Origin of the sequence: Brevibacterium sp. CFH 10365 (genome assembly GCF_009299785.1) — a bacterium.
GTDB lineage: Bacteria > Actinomycetota > Actinomycetes > Actinomycetales > Brevibacteriaceae > Brevibacterium > Brevibacterium limosum.
Map to the genome: position 1 here is coordinate 642,108 of NZ_VIGO01000001.1, position 18,352 is coordinate 660,459.

At 68.4% G+C, this 18,352-nt stretch carries 17 protein-coding genes; 12 read left to right on the forward strand and 5 right to left on the reverse strand.

All coding sequences use genetic code 11. The features are described 5' to 3' along the window. Positions 1–99: 99 nt before the first annotated feature. Entirely contained in the window at positions 100–1,071 is a 972-nt protein-coding gene (locus tag FHG09_RS02705; RefSeq protein ID WP_319803240.1) for a Gfo/Idh/MocA family oxidoreductase, read from the reverse strand. 260 nt (positions 1,072–1,331) lie between these two features. On the opposite strand from FHG09_RS02705, the gene FHG09_RS02710 reads away from it, so the two are divergent. Genes FHG09_RS02710 through FHG09_RS02720 form a run of 3 tightly spaced genes read left to right on the forward strand, consistent with a single transcriptional unit; the run spans position 1,332 to position 3,688 of the window. Continuing rightward, positions 1,332–2,243 carry a PhzF family phenazine biosynthesis protein gene (locus FHG09_RS02710; protein ID WP_193627259.1) on the forward strand — a complete coding sequence of 304 codons (912 nt, stop codon included), beginning with the start codon at positions 1,332–1,334 and terminating at the stop codon, positions 2,241–2,243. Continuing rightward, the gene (locus FHG09_RS02715) at positions 2,240–3,211 is read left to right on the forward strand and encodes a methyltransferase family protein (RefSeq protein WP_152346141.1); all 972 of its coding nucleotides are present in this window, start codon (positions 2,240–2,242) and stop codon (positions 3,209–3,211) included. The genes FHG09_RS02710 and FHG09_RS02715 overlap by 4 nt, the downstream gene beginning before the upstream one ends. A 45-nt stretch (positions 3,212–3,256) precedes the next feature. Further along, on the forward strand, positions 3,257–3,688 hold the full coding sequence (locus FHG09_RS02720) for a YdeI/OmpD-associated family protein (RefSeq protein WP_152346142.1): 432 nt from the start codon (positions 3,257–3,259) through the stop codon (positions 3,686–3,688). 81 nt (positions 3,689–3,769) lie between these two features. Here FHG09_RS02720 and FHG09_RS02725 read toward each other — a convergent pair whose 3' ends face one another. The 4 genes from FHG09_RS02725 to FHG09_RS02740 all read right to left on the reverse strand — a co-directional run bounded on the left by FHG09_RS02725 (position 3,770) and on the right by FHG09_RS02740 (position 8,054). Next, the gene (locus FHG09_RS02725) at positions 3,770–4,243 is read right to left on the reverse strand and encodes a VanZ family protein (RefSeq protein ID WP_152346143.1); all 474 of its coding nucleotides are present in this window, start codon (positions 4,241–4,243) and stop codon (positions 3,770–3,772) included. A gap of 75 nt (positions 4,244–4,318) precedes the next feature. After that, entirely contained in the window at positions 4,319–4,786 is a 468-nt protein-coding gene (locus tag FHG09_RS02730; protein ID WP_227492499.1) for a VanZ family protein, read from the reverse strand. A 198-nt stretch (positions 4,787–4,984) separates the two neighbouring features. Continuing rightward, positions 4,985–6,061: an NAD(P)-dependent alcohol dehydrogenase gene (locus FHG09_RS02735; RefSeq protein ID WP_152346144.1), complete on the reverse strand. Its 1,077-nt coding sequence runs from the start codon at positions 6,059–6,061 to the stop codon at positions 4,985–4,987. A 136-nt stretch (positions 6,062–6,197) separates the two neighbouring features. Then, positions 6,198–8,054 (reverse strand): bifunctional 3'-5' exonuclease/DNA polymerase, encoded by a 1,857-nt coding sequence (locus tag FHG09_RS02740; protein WP_152346145.1) that lies wholly within the window; start codon positions 8,052–8,054, stop codon positions 6,198–6,200. Between the two features lie 174 nt (positions 8,055–8,228). Between FHG09_RS02740 and FHG09_RS02745 the strand changes: the two genes are divergently transcribed. The 9 genes from FHG09_RS02745 to FHG09_RS19920 all read left to right on the forward strand — a co-directional run bounded on the left by FHG09_RS02745 (position 8,229) and on the right by FHG09_RS19920 (position 18,343). Further along, complete coding sequence (locus FHG09_RS02745) at positions 8,229–9,602, forward strand: FAD-binding oxidoreductase (RefSeq protein ID WP_152346146.1); 1,374 nt, start codon at positions 8,229–8,231, stop codon at positions 9,600–9,602. Between the two features lie 202 nt (positions 9,603–9,804). Further along, on the forward strand, positions 9,805–10,239 hold the full coding sequence (locus tag FHG09_RS02750; RefSeq protein WP_152346147.1) for a YciI family protein: 435 nt from the start codon (positions 9,805–9,807) through the stop codon (positions 10,237–10,239). Between the two features lie 10 nt (positions 10,240–10,249). Next, positions 10,250–11,566 carry an RNA polymerase sigma factor gene (locus tag FHG09_RS02755; protein ID WP_152346148.1) on the forward strand — a complete coding sequence of 439 codons (1,317 nt, stop codon included), beginning with the start codon at positions 10,250–10,252 and terminating at the stop codon, positions 11,564–11,566. Between the two features lie 84 nt (positions 11,567–11,650). Continuing rightward, positions 11,651–12,622 (forward strand): mevalonate kinase, encoded by a 972-nt coding sequence (gene mvk, locus FHG09_RS02760; protein ID WP_193627260.1) that lies wholly within the window; start codon positions 11,651–11,653, stop codon positions 12,620–12,622. Further along, positions 12,619–13,635, forward strand: a complete 1,017-nt coding sequence (gene mvaD, locus FHG09_RS02765) for a diphosphomevalonate decarboxylase (RefSeq protein WP_152346150.1) — start codon at positions 12,619–12,621, stop codon at positions 13,633–13,635. Before mvk ends, mvaD begins: the two co-directional genes overlap by 4 nt. Continuing rightward, positions 13,632–14,723, forward strand: coding sequence for a phosphomevalonate kinase (locus FHG09_RS02770; protein WP_152346151.1), 1,092 nt, complete (start codon positions 13,632–13,634; stop codon positions 14,721–14,723). Before mvaD ends, FHG09_RS02770 begins: the two co-directional genes overlap by 4 nt. Then, entirely contained in the window at positions 14,713–15,855 is a 1,143-nt protein-coding gene (gene fni / locus FHG09_RS02775) for a type 2 isopentenyl-diphosphate Delta-isomerase (protein WP_152346152.1), read from the forward strand. Before FHG09_RS02770 ends, fni begins: the two co-directional genes overlap by 11 nt. After that, a complete protein-coding gene (locus tag FHG09_RS02780) occupies positions 15,852–16,955 on the forward strand; it encodes a hydroxymethylglutaryl-CoA reductase (RefSeq protein ID WP_152346153.1) in 1,104 nt (367 codons plus the stop codon). Before fni ends, FHG09_RS02780 begins: the two co-directional genes overlap by 4 nt. After that, on the forward strand, positions 16,952–18,343 hold the full coding sequence (locus FHG09_RS19920; protein WP_227492500.1) for a hydroxymethylglutaryl-CoA synthase: 1,392 nt from the start codon (positions 16,952–16,954) through the stop codon (positions 18,341–18,343). Before FHG09_RS02780 ends, FHG09_RS19920 begins: the two co-directional genes overlap by 4 nt. Positions 18,344–18,352 lie beyond the last annotated feature (9 nt).

The window sequence follows — 18,352 nt, forward strand, 5'->3', positions numbered from 1 at the left end:
TTCCTTCACGGATCGCAGCACGGCCTCCGTCACGAGCACGGCACGCATCCCGTCTCGAAGCGTCGGCAGACCTTCGGGTCGGTCGCCGGCAAAGAGCGCTTAGGAGTCGGCGACGAAGGCATTGAATGCGTCCTGATATCCCTGCGGATGACCGGCCGGAACCTTGCACAGGCGGGCGGCGTCAGCAGACAGCGAGTCGGGATCGCGGACGAGGAGGCGGCTGTCGGCACGTTTGCCGACCCACAGCTGCTCCGGCCGTTCCTGCTCGAATCGCATGCTCGCCTCGGTGCCGGCGATCTCCACGGTCAGTCCGTTCTTGCGTCCGGGAGCCAGCTGGGACACCAGCAGCGATCCGATCGCACCGCCGGAGAACTCGACGGTGACGGCCACGGTGTCCTCCGTGGTCACTGCGGTGCCACCTCGGCGAGGGTGGATGGTTCTCGTCGTCGCCACCAGGGACGATATCCGGTCGCCGACGATGAATTCGATGAGGTCGACGAGGTGGGAGCCGATATCGGCAAATGCCCGCGAGGGTCCGCCGCGATCGGATTCGACGCGCCAGTTCTCATCGCCGGAGCCGAGCAGCCAGTCCTGCAGGTAGCCTGCGTCGACGGTCAGCAGCGTCCCTGCCTGACCCTCGCGAAATCGAGCGCGGGCCTCGCGCACCATCGGGTGGTAGCGGTAGACGAACGGAACGGTCCCCTGCAGCCCCGCCTCTTCGGCTCTGGCGAGCACGGCACGCGCGTCCGTCGAATTCGTGGCCAGGGGCTTCTCGCAGATGATGTTCGACCCTGCGTCCAGCGCCTGCAGGGACTGTGCCGCGTGGAGGTCGTTGGTTGTGCAGATATGGATGGCGTCGAAAGTTCGCCCAAGCAGTTCGTCGGCGGAGGCGGAGGTCTCGAAGCCCAGCTCGGCCGCCGCCTGCACCGATCTCTCGGGCCGAGACGATGCGACCGAGTCGAGCACGGCGCCGGCCGACCGTGCGGCACGGCTGTGGACACGGCCCATGAACCCGCCGCCGAGCATTCCGATGCGGAGATCTCGTCCCCGTGCAGTGTCACCTGAGAGCATGCCTCATTATGCAGTCACCGTCCGCGTCGAGTCGACCGAATCACACCATCCGCGCACCGCCCGCGCACCATTGCTGCACCGCCCACGCACCCCCGTCGGGCCCCCACGCGCACCACCGCCGGGCCCCGCACCCCCGAAGCTGACACCCCCGGGCCGATGCGAGGCAATCCACCGACGCTCCGGCCTGGGCCTTTACACTGTGAGAAGCGGCCGCGCAATCCCCGCTCGCAGCGTGCGCCGTATCTTGCGAAGGAGTGTCATTGTCACAACACCGCCGATTCGCCCAGGTCGATGTCTTCTCTGCCGTGCCCTTCCGAGGCAACCCCGTCGCAGTCATCGTCGATGCCGATGGCCTCGATGAGACGCAGATGGCCCGCATCGCGAACTGGACGAACCTGTCCGAGACCACCTTCGTCCTCCCAGCCGAGGATCCCGCCGCCGACTACCGCCTGCGCATCTTCACCCCGCACCGGGAGCTGCCCTTCGCCGGCCACCCCACCCTCGGTTCGGCTGCAGCCTGGCTCGACGCCGGCGGCGCCCCGAAGCATGAGGACCGCATCGTCCAAGAGTGCGGTGCCGGCCTCGTCGACATCCGCAGAATCCCTCGCCGAGGCGGCCCGACCGCGGCAACCGTCGATTCCTCCGAATCCCCCACCCAGGTTACGGACGACTCCTCCGAAACCCTCGCCTTCGCCGCACCCGACCGCCTGCGCACAGGAGCACTCGACGAGTCCTATGTCGCCGAGATCGCGACCGCTCTCGGCGTCGAACGCGCCGATATCCTCGGTCATCAGTGGGCCGACAACGGTCCGGGCTGGGCGGCGGTGCGGCTGGCCGGCGCCGAACAGGTGCTCGCACTGCACCCGGACTTCTCGGCGATTCCCGATGCGAAGCTCGGCGTCCTCGGCGCCCACCCGGAAGGCGCGGACCACGAGTACGAGATCCGCGCCTTCGTGCCCGGAGTCGGCGTCGCCGAGGATCCGGTGACCGGCAGCCTCAACGCCTCCGTCGCCCAATGGCTCATCGGTGAGGGCCTTGCCCCGAACAGCTACACCGCGACTCAGGGAACCGCGCTCGGCCGTTCCGGAGTCGTCTCCATCACGGCCGAGGACGACGAGATCTGGGTCGGCGGGGCCACGTCCATCTGCATCCGCGGGACGGTGCACACATGAATCGACATCTGACTGAAGTGAACAGACCGAAGAAGCGACTGCGCATCTTCCACGGTCGCATGTACTTCGCCCTCCAGGCCCTCGCCGGAGCGGCGTGGTGGCTGAGTACCGCGACGATTCCCGGTGTGGCGGCCGTAACGTTAGGCGGCATCGATCCGCTGCTCATCGCGATCGTCGACGTCCCGCTCTTCGTCATCGGCTCGGCCCTGGCCGCGCTGAACTTCCGCTGGGCCGTGTGGATCGCCACCGGCTGGACCGTGCTCGTGGCCCTGGGCATGGTCATCTATGCCACCGCCACCACCGAGGCGGGGCTCGGTGCCGTCCTCATGATCCTCGCCGCACTCGGCAGCCTCCTTGCCGGTGTGCTCATGATCCTCGGCCGCATCCCGTCCGAGAAGCTCCTCGTCGGGCCCTTCGCGTTTAACAGTTCGCACACCCGCATCCGGTCCCGCCTGCAGGTGCGGACCACAATCCAGATCGTCGTCTTCTGGGGCGTCTTCCTCATCATCATCCCGGTCATCATCAATGCCTTCGAAGACCGGTGGAACCTCGCCTTCAAGTTCCCGATCCTCCTCGCCGTCTTAGGCTTCGCCCTGCTCGCCTTCTCCAGCGTCATCGGCGTGTGGTCGGCGCGGGCGATCGCGAACTTCGGATCCGGCACTCCGCTGCCCTCTCAGATGGCCCATCATCTCGTCGCCCGCGGACCCTACGCCTTCGTCCGCAACCCGATGGCCATCGCCGGCATCGGCCAGGGTGTGGCGATGGGTCTGCTCATCGGTTCGTGGCTCGTGATCGTGTACGCGCTCATCGGCTCGCTGCTGTGGAACTGGCTCATCCGCCCCCTTGAGGAGGCGGACCTGTGTGATCGCTTCGGTGACGAATACCGCGACTACGCCGAGCGGGTGCGCTGCTGGTGGCCGAGTTTCTCGACCACCGAAACCGCTCCCGACCTTGTCGACGAGGACTGATCGGCCTACGCTCGGCTGAGAACGACCACTCACCGAGGAGGCCCCATGGTCACGTTCACCACCGAACTTCTCACCCTGGGCAACAATGTCGGCATCGAGGTCCCCGAGGACATCGTGCTCGGCTTCGGCGTGGGCAAGCGGGTCCCGGTCATCGTCACGATCGAAGGCTATTCCTATCCGTCGACGACCGCGGTGATGGGCGGGAAGTACCTGCTCCCGCTGGCCAAGGAACATCGGGAGGAGATCGGCGTCGCCGGCGGTGAGATCCACGAGGTGACACTGACTCACGACACCTCGAACCGGGAGACCCCGGTTCCTGATTTCCTCGCCGAGGCTCTCGCCGCCGCCGGTGTGCGTGCCGCATTCGATGCGCTCGCTCCGTCGAAGCGCAAGGAGCATGTGCGGCAGGTGACCTCGGCGAAGGCCGAGGAGACCCGCGATCGCCGGATCAAGAAGATCGTCGACTCGCTCAGCTGAGGCGCGGGTGGAAAGCTGCGAGGCGTAAGGCTGACGGGAGAACCGGAATCGGCATGCCGCCCGAGACCGCCGGCACGCCATCTAGACGGCCGCGAGTTCCTCGCGTGCGTCGCTCCTCGACCTCCGTATCGGCCATACGGCCATGCAGCACAGGCCGAGGAGCGCGCCGATTCCGGCGCCGAGCGTGTTCGTGACGAGGTCGCTGAGCGTGGCGAATCGGGTCTGTGTGAGCACGGTGCCTTGGAAGATCTCGATGGCGGCGCTGAAACTCGCACCGAACGCGAACCCGAGCCACCAGCGCTTGCGCCCGAAGTGGAGGGCCGCGAGGAAGCCGAAGGGAATGAACATCGCCACATTGCCGAGCTTCTCGACCCGTTCATAGGTCAGCCAGGCCGTCTCACGGTGAGCGGCGAAGAGGTCGAGGGCGTGCCCGATGAGCGTGTCCGGACCGGTGCCCATCTGCTGCGGGGTCAGCGTGATGGCGGCGATGAAGAGAGTGTAGAGAACGAGAAGGGCCAGCGGCGCACCGACAGTGCGCTGATCACGATCTGTCATCACCGTCAAACATACGACCGATTCCTTGGCACATCCTCAACCGCGGGTGCGAATCCGATCAGGGAACCGCCCCATTCACCGGACCTCGTGATCGACGGGGACCCCGTCCATCCTCGGCGGCCAGATGGTCATCACGATGAGCCCCGCCACCGCTCCGATCCCCGCGCCGAGGCTGTTCGTCACGAGGTCGCTGATCGTGGCGAAGCGAGTGGGTGAGAGCAGAGTCGCCTGCGTGCCCTCGATGAGGCAGGTGAAGGCGATCCCCGTGACCCAGCCGACCCACCAGCGGCTGGGCCCGCACTGCAGGGCCATGAGCAGACCGAAGGGGATGAACATCCCCACGTTCGCGAGCTTCTCGAGGATGTCGTAGTCGATCCATGCGGTCACCTTGTGGGAGGCGAGGAATTCGAGCAGCCCTGCGATGAACGACCCCGGCCCGGTGTCGAGCTGGTTGGGTGTGAGCGTGACGAGACCGATGAAGATCGTGTAGAGGATGAGCAGCGCCAAGGGCACCGTCCGCAGCCGTCGCCTCACGCCCGTCATCGCTCCCCTGATCGTTCGGAACCGTTCCCGGTGAGGACTCGGCTCGGACTCACTTCGCCCGGTCTCATTGTGCCCGTCTGCGGCATGGGGGTCGAGGGATTCCCGCAGGGATTGCGGGAATCACCCCCGACGATTGCGGTCTCACACCCGAGCTTCGGCGGAGCTGACTCAGACGGACTCGACTCAGACGGTCTCGACTCAGACCACCTCGACGTCGTCGAAGCTCGCGGTGTCGATGACGACGCGGAACTGCACGTCTCCGGCCACGACCCGGTCGTAGGCGGCGTCCGCCTCGGTGACGGGGATCGTCTCGATCTTCGCGGCGATGCCGTGTTCGGCGCAGAAGTCCAGCATCTCCTGGGTCTCGGCGATGCCGCCGATGTTCGATCCGGCGATCGCCTTGGCTCCTCCGATGACGGCGCCGAAGGAGAACTGCTGCTTCTCGGGCGGCAGGCCGACGACGGCCATGACCCCGCGGGGCTTCAGCAGGCGCAGGTAGCGGTTGACGGGGATGTCGGCGCTGATCGTGTTGAGGATGAGGTCGAATTCGCCGGTGTGGTCGGAGAAGAAGTTGTCCTCTGTGGTGGCGAGCATCCGCTTCGCCCCGAGTTCCAGCGCCGCGCCTTCTTTCTTCAGCGTGCGCGAGAGCACGGTCACCTCGGCGCCCATAGCCGCGGCGATCTGCACGCCCATATGACCGAGTCCGCCGAGCCCGAGCACGGCGACCTGCTTACGCGCGCCGTTCTTCTTCTCACCGGCGCCCCAGCGGGCAAGCGGAGCGTAGGTGGTGATGCCCGCGCACAGCAGCGGGGCGGCGACGTCGAAGTCGAGGGCGTCGGGGATCCGGCAGACGAAGCGTTCGTTGACGACGACCTTCTGGGCGTATCCGCCCTGGGTGATCGTGCCGTCGACGTCTTCGACGTTGTAGGTGCCGACGCTGCCGTTCAGGCAGTTCTGCTCCTGACCGGCCAGGCACTCCTCGCATTCTCCGCAGGAGTTGACCATGCAGCCCACACCTACCCGGTCGCCGATCTTCCAGTCGGTGACGTTCTCACCGACTGCCTCGACGACGCCGGCGATCTCGTGGCCGACGGTGAGCGGGAAGTGCGCCTCGCCCCATTCGTTGCGGATGGTGTGGATGTCGCTGTGGCAGATGCCGGCGGCCCTGATGTCGATGACGACGTCACCGGGTCGGGGATCCCGGCGTTCGATCGCGGCCACGCGGAACGGCTGGTCCGGTCCGGTCTTCTGCAGTGCCTTGACGCTGATGCTCATGTGATCTCCTTGGATTCCGTGTCCGTTGCTGGGCCACATCGTCCAGCGCCTGCGGCCGGCAGTCTATTCCATGCGTCTGCGCTTATCTTTCAGAGCCCGTTCAGCCGCACGGGGATCAGCTCTGCCCCGTTCGCGCTCACTCCTTGAGCGCCCGCTCACCGATGCTCAGATCGAGGGGGAAATCGACGGGAGCATCCCCGAACAGCAGCCGGCCCGCCGAGGCGGCCGCCGCCCTGATCTCCTCGGCCGCCTGATCGGCCTGTTCGGCCGGGGCATGGACGATGACCTCGTCGTGGAGGAAGAAGACGAGGTGGGCACGGCGTGAGAACACCGACCCCGAGGCGGCCGCCGGGCGGGTGCCGGACCGGCCCTCCTCATCGGTCCCGCCTGCCGTCGCATCGTCACCGTCGATCTCCGGCAGCCTGGCCAGACGCAGCCGCAGATCGGCCAGCCAGGCCAGCGCCCATTCGGCCGCGGTGCCCTGGACGACGAAGTTGCGGGTGAATCGTCCCTGGTCACCGGCCGCCCGCCGGGCCCTCTGCTCATCGGCACCGGTGGCGTCGAAGCGGTTCGCCGCCTTCTGCAGCCTCTGCCACCCCTCGCCCGGAGGTGGGGAGGTCCGACCCAGCCAGGTGGACACGACTCCTCCCGCTCGTCCCGCCTCGGCGGCGGAATCGACGAGATTCATCGCGGCGGGGAAGTTCTCCCGCAGTCGCGGCACCAAGGCCCCGGCCTCCCCGGTCGTGGACCCGTACATCGCACCGAGGACGGCGATCTTCGCCTCCTGCCGAGTGGTCACGACGCCGGCATCGACGAGCCCGGAGTAGAGGTCCCTGCCGAACCCGGCCGCGGCCATCGCCCGATCCCCGGACATCGCGGCGAGCGCGCGGGGTTCGAGCTGGGCGACATCGGCGGAGACGAGCCGCCACCCCTCATCGGCGCGCAGCGCCGGACGCAGCTGACGGGGGATCTGCAGGGCCCCTCCCCCGCTGGCCGCCCACCGTCCGGTGACGACCCCGCCGGGCACATAGACCGGTCGGTAGCGACCGGACTCGACCCATTCATCACACCAGTGCCAGCCATTGGCGGACAGCAGCCGAGCCATCTTCTTGTACTCGAGCAGCGGAGCGATCGCCGGATGTTCGCTGTCCGCCAGCTCCCATTTCGAGGTCGAGGCGACGTTGATCCCGGCGTTGCGCAGTGAGGACAGCAGCCGGTTCGGCGAGTCGAGGTTGGCCCGCGGGTCCTCGAGCGCGGCGCGGACCTCCTCGGCCTTGGCCAGCATCTTCTGAGGCTTCCCGTCGCGGATCGGCCTGGGGCCGAGCAGTTCGGTCAGTATCCGGTCGTGTTCGGCCTCGTCCCAGGGCACTCCGGCCGCACGCATCTCTGCGGCGACGAGCCCTCCCGCCGATTCCGCGGCCAGCAGCAGGCGCAGCCTGCCCGGATCACTCGCGGTCGCGATCGCTGCTGTCTGCCTGGTGTGCTCGACCAGGGCCGCCTCGAGGTCGTGCGGGACCTGCGGGGTGAATCCGCGCCCGGCATCGACGTCGAAGAGAGCGGCCGCCTGCTCCGGTGCCGCCGCCTCCGCGGGTACCGCATCCCAGTCCTCGGCGGCACGCAGCGGACCCGGGTCGGTGACGAGCTCGGAGCGGGCGAGGATCGCATGGGTCAATCGCAGATCGTGGCAGCGCTCGAGGCTCACCCCGGCGGCCAACAGCGGCGGATACCACTTCGGGGTGTCGCTGAAGATCCACCGCGTCGGAGGCGCTGGAGCGCGGCCCCCACTCCCACCCGTTTCCGTCGGACCTCCCCCGACTCCGTTCTCACGGTCACGGGCGAAGCCGGGGAGGGCCTCCTCGGCGAGTTCGATCCGATTGATCTCCCGACCCGCGCGATCCAGATCGACGATGCCGATCCGTCGGCCCTCGAAACCGGTGCCGGGCAGCGTCCCGAGCACGCAGGCGGCGGGCGGCTGATCGGGGTCGTCGGTCATGGGCTCAGCCTACGCCGCGGCGACCGGCGGCACGGCCCGCGCCGAAGCCGTGCGGCACCCGCCGAACCTGCCCTGTCCACACCCTGACCTGCGCACCGGCGGCGAACGTGATCCTGGTAACGTCGGAAGCGAATTCCGGGTGCCGAACTCCGCTCGAAAGGCCAGATACGCAACATGGACGTTGTCTCCTCGCTCACCTCCGCTCTGCCGGACTCGGCAGTCATCACCGATCCCGATTCGATGGACGCCTACCGCTGGGACCGCGCGAACGACCCCGACGCCGGAGTGCCGCTGGCCGTGGTCCGGGCGAGAACCACCGAGGAGGTGCAGACGGTGGTGCGCATCGCCGCCGAGGCGAAGGTCCCGATCGTGCCCCGCGGCGCCGGATCCGGCCTGTCCGGCGGCAGCTCCGCCGTCGACGGCGGAATCGTGCTCTCCCTGGACCAGATGCGCGAGATCAGCATCGACCCCGTCACGCGCATGGCCGTCGTCCAGCCGGGTGCCTTCAACGCCGAGGTCAAGGCCGCCGCGGCCGAGCACGGCCTGTGGTATCCGCCGGACCCGTCGTCATTCGAGTTCTGCTCCATCGGCGGCAACATCGCCACGAACGCCGGCGGTCTCTGCTGCGTGAAATACGGTGTGACCACGGACTATGTCCTCGGCATGACCGTCGTCCTCGCCGACGGTCGGGCCGTGAAGCTCGGCGGACCCCGGCTCAAGGACGTCGCCGGTCTGCCCCTGACGAAGCTGTTCGTCGGCTCGGAAGGGACGCTGGGCGTCATCACCGAGGTGACCCTGCGTCTCATCCCCGCCCAGCTGCCCCCGACGACCGTCGTCGCGATGTTCGGCAAGCTCGCCGACGCCACACAGGCCGTGCTCGACATCGCCCGAGCAATGCGCCCCTCGATGCTCGAGTTCATGGACAAGCCGTCGATCAACGCCGTCGAAGACGAGCTGAAGATGGGCCTCGACCGTGAGGCCGAGGGCATGCTCGTCGTCCAGTCCGACGAACCCGGCGAGCACTGCGCAGCGCAGGCGGCGATCATCGAAGAGATCTGCAATGCCAACGCCGCCTCCGAGTGCTATCTCACCACCGACCCCGAGGAGAGCGAAGCCTTCGTCACGGCCCGCCGGATCGCGATCCCGGCAGTGGAGAAGAAGGGTGCGCTGCTGCTCGAGGACGTCGGAGTTCCGCTGCCGAAGCTCGGCGATCTGGTGCTCGGCATCGAGAGGATCGCGGCCGAGCGCGACGTGACGATCGCCGTCATCGCCCACGCCGGCGACGGCAACACCCACCCGCTGCTCGTCCTCGATCCCAAGGATGAGGAGCAGCAGAGGCGAGCGCAGATCGCCTACGGCGAAGTCATGGATTTGGCCACCGGGCTCGGCGGGACGATCACCGGTGAGCACGGCGTCGGCCGGCTCAAGGCCCCATGGCTCGCGCCCTACCTCGGCGAGGACGTCATGGAGCTCAACCATCGGATCAAGCAGGCCCTCGATCCGGACAACATCTTCAACCCGGGATCGGTCTACACCGGGCTCGTGTGAGGGGGTGCGGCGGGTCGGGCGGAGTCCTGCGGTTCACGGCGGAACCGCCTCCTGCCCTCCGTTTGTGGTCACAGCGCCGAGCCAACTCCGCGAAAGGGATTCCGTGGAAGAATTCTGAGCACGGTGTCGAATCGACGTCGATTCGATCGTCTTCTCTGTGAGCGACCGAAATCCGGCCGCCGCACACAGAACGGAGCGAACCATGCGCTGCTCACTGATCTTCCACGCACCCGAGCCCGGAGCCGACGGCCCCGCCCCCACCGAAGAGGACTTCCAGGAGATGATGCGCCTCATGGACGACTTCGGCCAGGCGCTGACCTCGGCCGGAGTCTTCGTCGCCTGGGAGATGCTCGCACCCCACACCGAAACGAAGACCGTGACCCGGCGGACCGGAGAGGTCGTCATCGAGGATGGGCCCTTCGCAGCGGCGAAGGAGGCCCTGGCCGGGGTCGTCGTCATCGACGTTCCCGACATCGAGGCAGCCCTGGCCTGGGCCGAGAAGTTCCCCGGCACGAGCTACGGCACCATCGAGGTCCGACCCGCGGCGACCTCGTTCGTCGACGGTGCCTGGACCCGACGGGGTGACGGTCCGACCCGACCCGGCGACTGCCCGTCCCGCCCGGATCGTTCCTCCTGATCGCTCGCCGATGACCGAATCCGCAGAGCAGGCCGATCCTGCCGATCGCGCGATGATCCTGTCCCAGGACGGCTGGGGCAGGATCATCGCGCTCATCGCGGCCGCCGACGGTGATATCTCCGGCGCCGAGGATGCGCTGTCCACCGCGCTCGAACGCGCCGTGACCGCGTGGCGGGCCAAAGATCCGCCTTCCAACCCCGAGGGCTGGCTCTACCGCGTGGCGCTCAATGCCCGCCGGGACGTGTGGAAATCGGCGGCGGCACGGACCTCGACGGCCCTCGACGAGGAGACGATCGACTGCATCGAAAGCCGCTCCGGCACTGATTATGGTTCCAGCCCCGGCTCCAGTCCGGGCTCCGTTTTCGGCACCGGTCCCGGTTTCGGTTCCGACCCCGCCCATCACGACCCCGACGCTCTGCCCGACCGCCGGATCGAACTCCTCGCCGCCTGCGCCCATCCGGACATCGATCCTCCCGCCCGGCCGCTGCTCATGCTCTCGGCAGTGATGGGGATGACGGCGAAGCAGGTCGCGGCGGCCATGGCCCTGCCCGCCGCCACGGTCTCCGCCCGCCTGACCAGGGCGAAGAAGCGCGTCGCCGGTCTCGGCGTCGCCTTCGGCAGCCCCGACCGACTCGACCTCGAGTCCCGTCTGCCCGATGTGCACGAGACGATCTACGGGGCTTTCGCCATCGAATGGGCTCATGCGGCGAGACAGCCACGAGAAGGCATGATCGGTGAGGCACTGTATCTGTCCCGCCTCGTGGCCGAACTCTGCCCCGGTGACGGCGAATCCCACGGACTGACTGCCCTCATCCATCTCTCCGCCGCCCGCTTCCCCGCTCGCCGAGGTCGGGACGGGGAATTCGTGCCCCTTGCCGACCAGGACCCCGACCTCTGGGACCGCGCGCTGAGCGAGAACGGCGAGAGCCACCTCGCCTGGGTCCATCGCTGCGGGCAGGTCGGGCGCTTCGGCCTCGAAGCCGCGATTCAGCTGCTCCACATGGCCGGAATCCGCACCGGATCCACGGATTGGCCGATGCTGCTGCGCCTCCACGACGACCTCGAGCAGATCGCGCCGAGCATCGGCGGATCGGTCTCCCGGGCCGCCGTCCTCGCCGAGGTCGAGGGACCCGATGCGGGACTGACGGTGCTGGAGGAGCTGAGCCGCAGCGAAGCTCGTCTGGCCGCCTTCCAACCGGCCTGGGTGCTGCGGGCTCACCTACTTTCCCGCCTCGGCCGCAGCGACGAGGCGGACGCGGCCCGCCGCCGTGCCCTCGACCTCACCACCGACCCCGCAGAGCGCGCCCACCTCGCCGGGCCCACCTGAGACGGAGGTCACCTCGTCTTCGGGATGGGCGGGGGTACGGCATATGATGGTGACATCAATCCACACATCCCGAAATCCTCCTGCATGCACAATTCCTCTCTGACCGAACCGACACCGGCCTCGGCGGGCACCTCCCAGGGCTTCGCTCATGCCAAGGCGATCCTGTTCGGCGAACACGCGGTCGTCTACGGCTCTCCGGCCGTCGCCGTGCCGCTGCACGGGCTCGGCGTGCAGGCCGACATCCGCCGGTCCCCGAACCAGGAGACCCGGATCGAGAGCCAGCTGTTCTCCGGAAACGCGCAGACGGCTCCGGAGCCGATGGGACCCGTCGTCGCCGGTCTGACGGCCGCTCTCGATGCCGCAGGTGATCCCGCCGCCGAGGTGGAGCTGCTCATCCGTTCCGCGATCCCCCACAGCCGCGGATTGGGTTCGAGTGCCGCCGTGGCCACCTCCGTGGCCCGCGCCGTCGCGAATCTCCACTCCACCGTCTTCGACGAGGACACGCTCCACGAGATCGTGCAGGCGGCCGAGACCGTCGCCCACGGCCGGCCCAGCGGCATCGACGCCTGGGCCGTGGCGAAGCCCGCACCGATCCGCTTCCAGACCGGGTGCGCCGAGACCATCGACGTCGGTCAGCGCCTCGTCTTCGTCCTCGCGGACTCCGGGCATCACGGGTCCACCGCCGAGGCGGTCGGAGGAGTCCGTGCCCGCCGTGACGCCGATCCCCTGCGCATCGGCGGGATGATCGACCGTCTGGCTGAGCTCAGCGACGCCGCCGTCGACGACATCCGCTCCGGTGATCGGGCCACGATCGGCCACCGCATGCTCGAAGCCCACGAACTGCTGGGCGGCATCGGCGTGTCGACCCCGACCCTGGACTCCCTCGTCAGCGCCGCCACCACGGCCGGAGCCCGGGGAGCCAAACTCACCGGCGGCGGCCTCGGCGGCTGCGTTCTGGCCCTGGCCGATGGGGACGACGAGGCCGAGGAGCTGGCGGATGCGCTGCGCAGGGCGGGAGCGCCGCGCACCTGGACGACGGAGGTCAGACCGACATGAGAACGACGACGGCGCGGGCCTACCCGAACATCGCCCTGGTCAAATACTGGGGCAAGGCCGATGAGGAGCTCATCCTGCCCGCTGCGGGCAGCCTGTCACTGACCCTCGACCACTTCGAGACCACGACCACCGTGGTGCCCGCCCCTGACGCCTCCTCCGACGTCCTCGAACTCGACGGCGCACTCGCCGACGCCGGGCAGACCTCGCGCATCTCCGTCTTCCTCGACCATGTCCGCGAACTCGCCGGACGGGACGACCGCGTCCTCGTCCGGTCCCGCAACTCCGTGCCCACGGGTGCCGGTCTGGCCTCCTCGGCGTCGGGGTTCGCAGCACTGGCCACAGCCGCGGCCGCAGCCTTCGACCTCGACCTCGAACCCTCAGAACTCAGCCGTCTGGCCCGCCGCGGTTCGGGTTCGGCCTGCCGCTCGATTCCTCACGGCATCGCCGTCTGGCATGCCGGCGACGACGAATCCTCCTTCGCCGAAACCGTCCCCGCCCCGGACATGCGGATGATCATCGTCACCGTCGACCGGGCCAGGAAGGCCGTGTCCTCCCGCGAAGCGATGCGCCTGACCGCCGCCACCTCACCCTTCTACTCCGGTTGGGTGTCCTCGACCGAGGACTACCTGACGCAGATGGTCGCGGCCTGCGCCGCCGGGGACTTCACCCGCATCGGTGAGATCACGGAATCCCACGCTCTGCGCATGCACGGACTCATCCAGTCCACCGTTCCGCCGATCCGGTTCCTCAACCCGACCAGCCACGCGATCTTCGACGCCGTGGCCGAAGCCCGCGAGAACGGGATCGAAGCCTATTCGACCGCCGATGCCGGCCCGAACGTCGCCGTCATCGTCCGTCCACATGAGGCCGAGGCGCTGACCGAGAAGCTCTCCGGATTCGGCGACGTTCGCGTCGTCGGTCCCGGCCCGGGAGCCCACCTGCTCACCGCCGCCGACGCAGTCCCACCCGCCGACGGAACGACCCCGGCTGCGGGTGAAGGCAGCCGGGCATGATCGTGACCCGGGCGCCCGGCAAACTCTTCATCGCCGGCGAGTACGCCGTCGTCGAGCCCGGACAGCCCGCCGTGCTCATCGCCGTCGATCGATGCATCACCGTGCGCCTGACCGAGAGCCAGGGCGCCGGCCGCATCCATTCGAGCGAATACGGTCAGGTTCCCGTCGTGTGGCGGCGCGAGGACGATGGCGAGCACATCATCGTCGATGAGCGTCCCTTCGACTACGTGCTCTCGGCGATCTCCACCGTCGAGGAGCTGCGCTCCGGCCGCGGGGCCAGCCCCCGCTACTTCGATCTCGAGATCTCCAGCGAACTCAATGACGCCGACGGCCGGAAGTTCGGCCTCGGCTCCTCGGCCGCTGTCACCGTCGCGACGATCGCCGCTCTCGATGAGTTCTACGGCCTCGGCCTCACCCCGACCGAACGCTTCAAGCTCGCTCTCCTGGCGACCATCGCGATCTCCACGAAGGCCTCCGGCGGGGACCTTGCCGCCAGCACGTTCGGCGGCTGGATCCGCTACTCCTCCCCCGACCGTGCGGCCCTGCACGCTCATCGCGAAGCCCACGGAGTCGTCTCCGCGATGAGCTGCGCAGAATGGGCCGGCTCCTCGGCCAGGCGGATCACCCCGCCGAACTCGCTCGACCTCCTCGTCGGCTGGACCGGATCACCGGCCTCGACCGAACACCTCGTCAAACGCGTCCACACCCCGGCACCGCAGAGGCCTCGCCCGCTGACGTCCTTCGCCGCCGAGTCCCACACCCTCGTCGACGATCTCGTGGCGGCCTTCGATGCCGACGATGCCGAGGCCAGCCTGACCACGATCCGCTCCGTGCGCGCACTGCTGCAGCGGCTGAGCGACTCCACGGGCAGCCTCATCGAGACCGTAGCCCTGCACGATCTATGCGAGATCGCCGAAGCCCACGGTGCCGCCGCGAAGCCTTCGGGCGCCGGCGGCGGCGACTGCGGAATCGCACTCGCCCACTCCCACACGGAAGCGCAGACCATTCTCAGCGGCTGGGAAGCCGCCGGCATCCGACCACTGGACCTCGACATCCACCGAGAGGAAGGCGAGATCGATGAGTTCTGAGTCCCCTGAAACCAAGGCCTCACGGGCCTCCCGCAAGGACGACCACGTTCGCCTCGCCTCGGCGCAGCAGACCGAAGGCCCCCGCCGCACCGACTTCGACGACCTCGAATTCGTCCACCATGCCCTGTCGGGAACGAGCCCCGACCGCGTCGACCTGTCCGTCGACCTCGGCGACTGGACGTGGCCGACTCCCTTCTATGTCAACGGCATGACCGGCGGCACGGAGACCACGGCGAAGATCAACCGGAATCTCGCCATCGCCGCGGCCGAGACCGGTCTGCCCATGGCCTGCGGATCGATGAGCGTGGCGCTCGACGACGCCGAGGCTGCAAAGGGCTTCACCGTCATCCGCGAGGAGAACCCGGACGGCTTCGTCATGGGCAACCTCGGTGCCGGCCGCAGCGCCGAGGATGCCCGCCGTGCCGTCGACCTGCTGCGCGCCGATGCCCTCCAGCTGCACATCAACCCCGTGCAGGAGACCGCGATGCCCGAAGGCACCCGCGACTTCTCCACCTGGCTGAGCGGCCTCGAGGACATCGTCGCCGCCTGCCCCGTGCCCGTCGTCGCCAAGGAGGTCGGATTCGGCCTCAGCCGCCGGACCCTGAAGCTGCTGGCTGGCATCGGCGTGCAGTTCGCCGATGTCTCCGGGGCCGGAGGCACGGATTTCCTCCGCATCGAGAACGATCGTGCAGGGGCCGATGACTTCTCCATGCTCACCGGCTTCGGTCAGTCGGCCCTGGCCTGTCTGCTCGACGCCCCACCCGAGTGGACCACCGAGCCGACGATGGTCGACGGTGTCTCGAACCGTGTGCTGCTGGCCTCCGGCGGGGTGCGCAACCCCTATGATGTCGTGAAAGCGCTGGCCTGCGGTGCCCGTGCCGTCGGCGTCGCCGGCACCTTCCTGCAGACCGTGCTCGACCGCGGACCGGGGGGACTGGTCGAACTCGTGCGCACCTGGCAGACTCAGACCTCGGCTCTGTTCGCGCTGCTCGGGGCCGAACGATCCACGGATCTCACGGGCACGGACCTGCTCACGCGGGGCCGCCTCGGCGAGTTCGCCCGTCTGCGCGGTATCGACGTCACCGCGCTCTCGCACCGAACTGACGTCCATTCGAGGAGGAATCAGCTGTGAATCAGCAGACCACGATCACCGGGATCCCCACCACGTGGGTCGGTCCCCTGCGGGTCAGCGGCGAAGCGCTGGCTCCGAACGGCACCCACACCGAGGTGGCCGTGCCCCTGGCAACGTACGAGACCCCGCTGTGGCCCTCCGTCGGGCGCGGGGCGTCGATCTCGCGTGAGATCGAGGGCGGGATCCGCACCGTCATCGTCGACGAGCGGATGACCCGGTCCGTGCTGTTCGTGGCCGAATCCGCGATCGGTGCCGAGGCGGCCGCGCAGGCCATCCGTCACCGGCTGCCCGAACTCGAGGCCGTCGTCGAAGCCGGCAGCAGCCACTGCCGACTCATCGAGATCCACCCCGAGATCGTCGGGAACCTGCTCTTCGTGCGCTTCGCCTTCCGCACCAACGACGCCTCCGGCCACAATATGGTCACCCAGGCCTCGGATTCGCTCATGGACACCATCCTGTCCTGGCAGCTGGGCCTCGGCTACGGCTCGGTGTCCGGCAACTACTGCTCGGACAAGAAGGCCACCGCGGTCAACGGCGTCCTCGGTCGTGGTCGCAATGTCGTCGCCGAGATCGTCCTGCCTCATGAGGTCGTTCAGCGTCGCCTGCGCACGAGCGCGGAGAAGATGGTCGAACTCGTCGTGCGCAAGAACCTCGTCGGGTCGACGATCGCCGGTGCTCTGCGCTCGGCGAACGCCCACTATGCGAATATGCTGCTCGCCTTCTACCTGGCCACCGGTCAGGATGCGGCGAACATCGTCGAAGGTTCGCAGGGCATCACCTATGCGGAGAACCGGGCCGAGGGACTGTACTTCTCGACGACGCTGCCGCACCTCATCGTGGGCACCGTGGGCAACGGCAAGGATCTGCCGCATGTCGATGAGGCTCTGACACGCCTCAGGTGCCGTGAGGATCGTGAGCCGGGAGCGAATTCGCGTCGACTGGCCGCGCTCATGGCCGCGACGGTGCTCTGCGGTGAGCTCTCCCTGCTCGCCGCCCAGACCAATCCGGGGGAGCTCATGGACACCCACCGTCAGATGGAACGCAAGGCTGAGGCGGAACTCGGTTCCGAGGCTCAGCGAGAGGACGGCGAGGCCGCATGACTTCAGACACTGCTGCGGGCACTGCACCGATCGGCATCGACGACATCGAACTGGCCACGAGCCATCATGTCGTCCGCCTCGACGACTTCGCCCGGGCGAACGAAACCGATCCGGCCAAGTTCCGCCTCGGCCTCGGCCAGGACGAGTTCAGCTTCCCGGCTCCTGATGAGGACGTCGTCACCATGGCCGCCGCGGCCGTCGCGCGCATCATCGAGCGCAGCGGCACCGAGGGCATCCGGACGATGCTGTTCGCCACGGAGTCGGGCACGGACCAGTCGAAGGCAGCGGGCATGGCGGTGCACTCACTGCTCGACCTGCCGTCGCGGATGCGCATCGTCGAGGTCAAAGAGGCCTGCTATTCCGCGACCGCCGCCCTGCAGGCCGCCGTCGGCATCGTCACGCGTTCGCCCGAACAGCGCGTGCTCGTCATCGCCTCGGATGTCGCCCGCTATGAGCTCGACACCGCCGGTGAGCCCACTCAGGGCGCCGGCGCCGTGGCGATGCTCGTCTCTGCGGATCCGAAGCTGCTGGAGATCGAACCGGTCTCGGGCCTGAACTCGGCCGATGTCGATGACTTCTGGCGCCCGAACGATTCGACGACCGCGATCGTCGATGGTGCCCTGTCGGTGACGGCGTACCTCGATGCGCTCACCGGGGCATGGACCGATCTGGCCGCGCAGGGCGGACCGACGATGGCCGAGATCGACCGCGTGCTCTACCACCAGCCGTTCACGAAGATGGCGAAGAAGGCGCAGGTCCACCTCGCCGGACTCACCGGTGAGGATCTCGATACGGAGATCGTCGCCGGAGCCGGGGTTGCCGGTTCCGGCGCGGGGACGACGTCCGCAGCTTCGGACGCTGCCGGTGCTGTGCCTTCCGGCGCCGCCGCTGACGGTGCGGTGCCTTCCGGCTCCGCCGCGGTCGGTCCCGCCGACGCCGCTTCCGCCGAGGCTGCTCCCGCCGCGTTCGCCTCCGCCGCCTCGGATTCGGGCCCCACTGTCCCGCGAGATACCGGGCTGGCCACGAGCACTCTGTACAACCGCCGCCTCGGCAATTCGTACACGGCCTCACTCTACGCGGGACTGTGTTCTCTGCTCGACCACGATGAGGATCTCGCGGGCAAGCGCATCGGGCTGTTCAGCTACGGATCGGGCAGCGTCGGAGAGTTCTTCACCGCTCGCGTCGTCCCCGGCTACGAGCGGCATTCGCGCCGGCGGGCCGTGACCGCCGCCCTCGATGCTCGGGTGCCGCTGTCCATAGATGCCTATCGTGCGCTGCACTCTGCCGAGCTGCCCAGCGCCGAGGACGTCTCGACTCCGAAGGTGACCACAGGACCGTTTCGCTTCGCCGGCATCAAGGGCCGCGCCCGCGTCTACGAGCGCGCCTGAGCCTGCTCC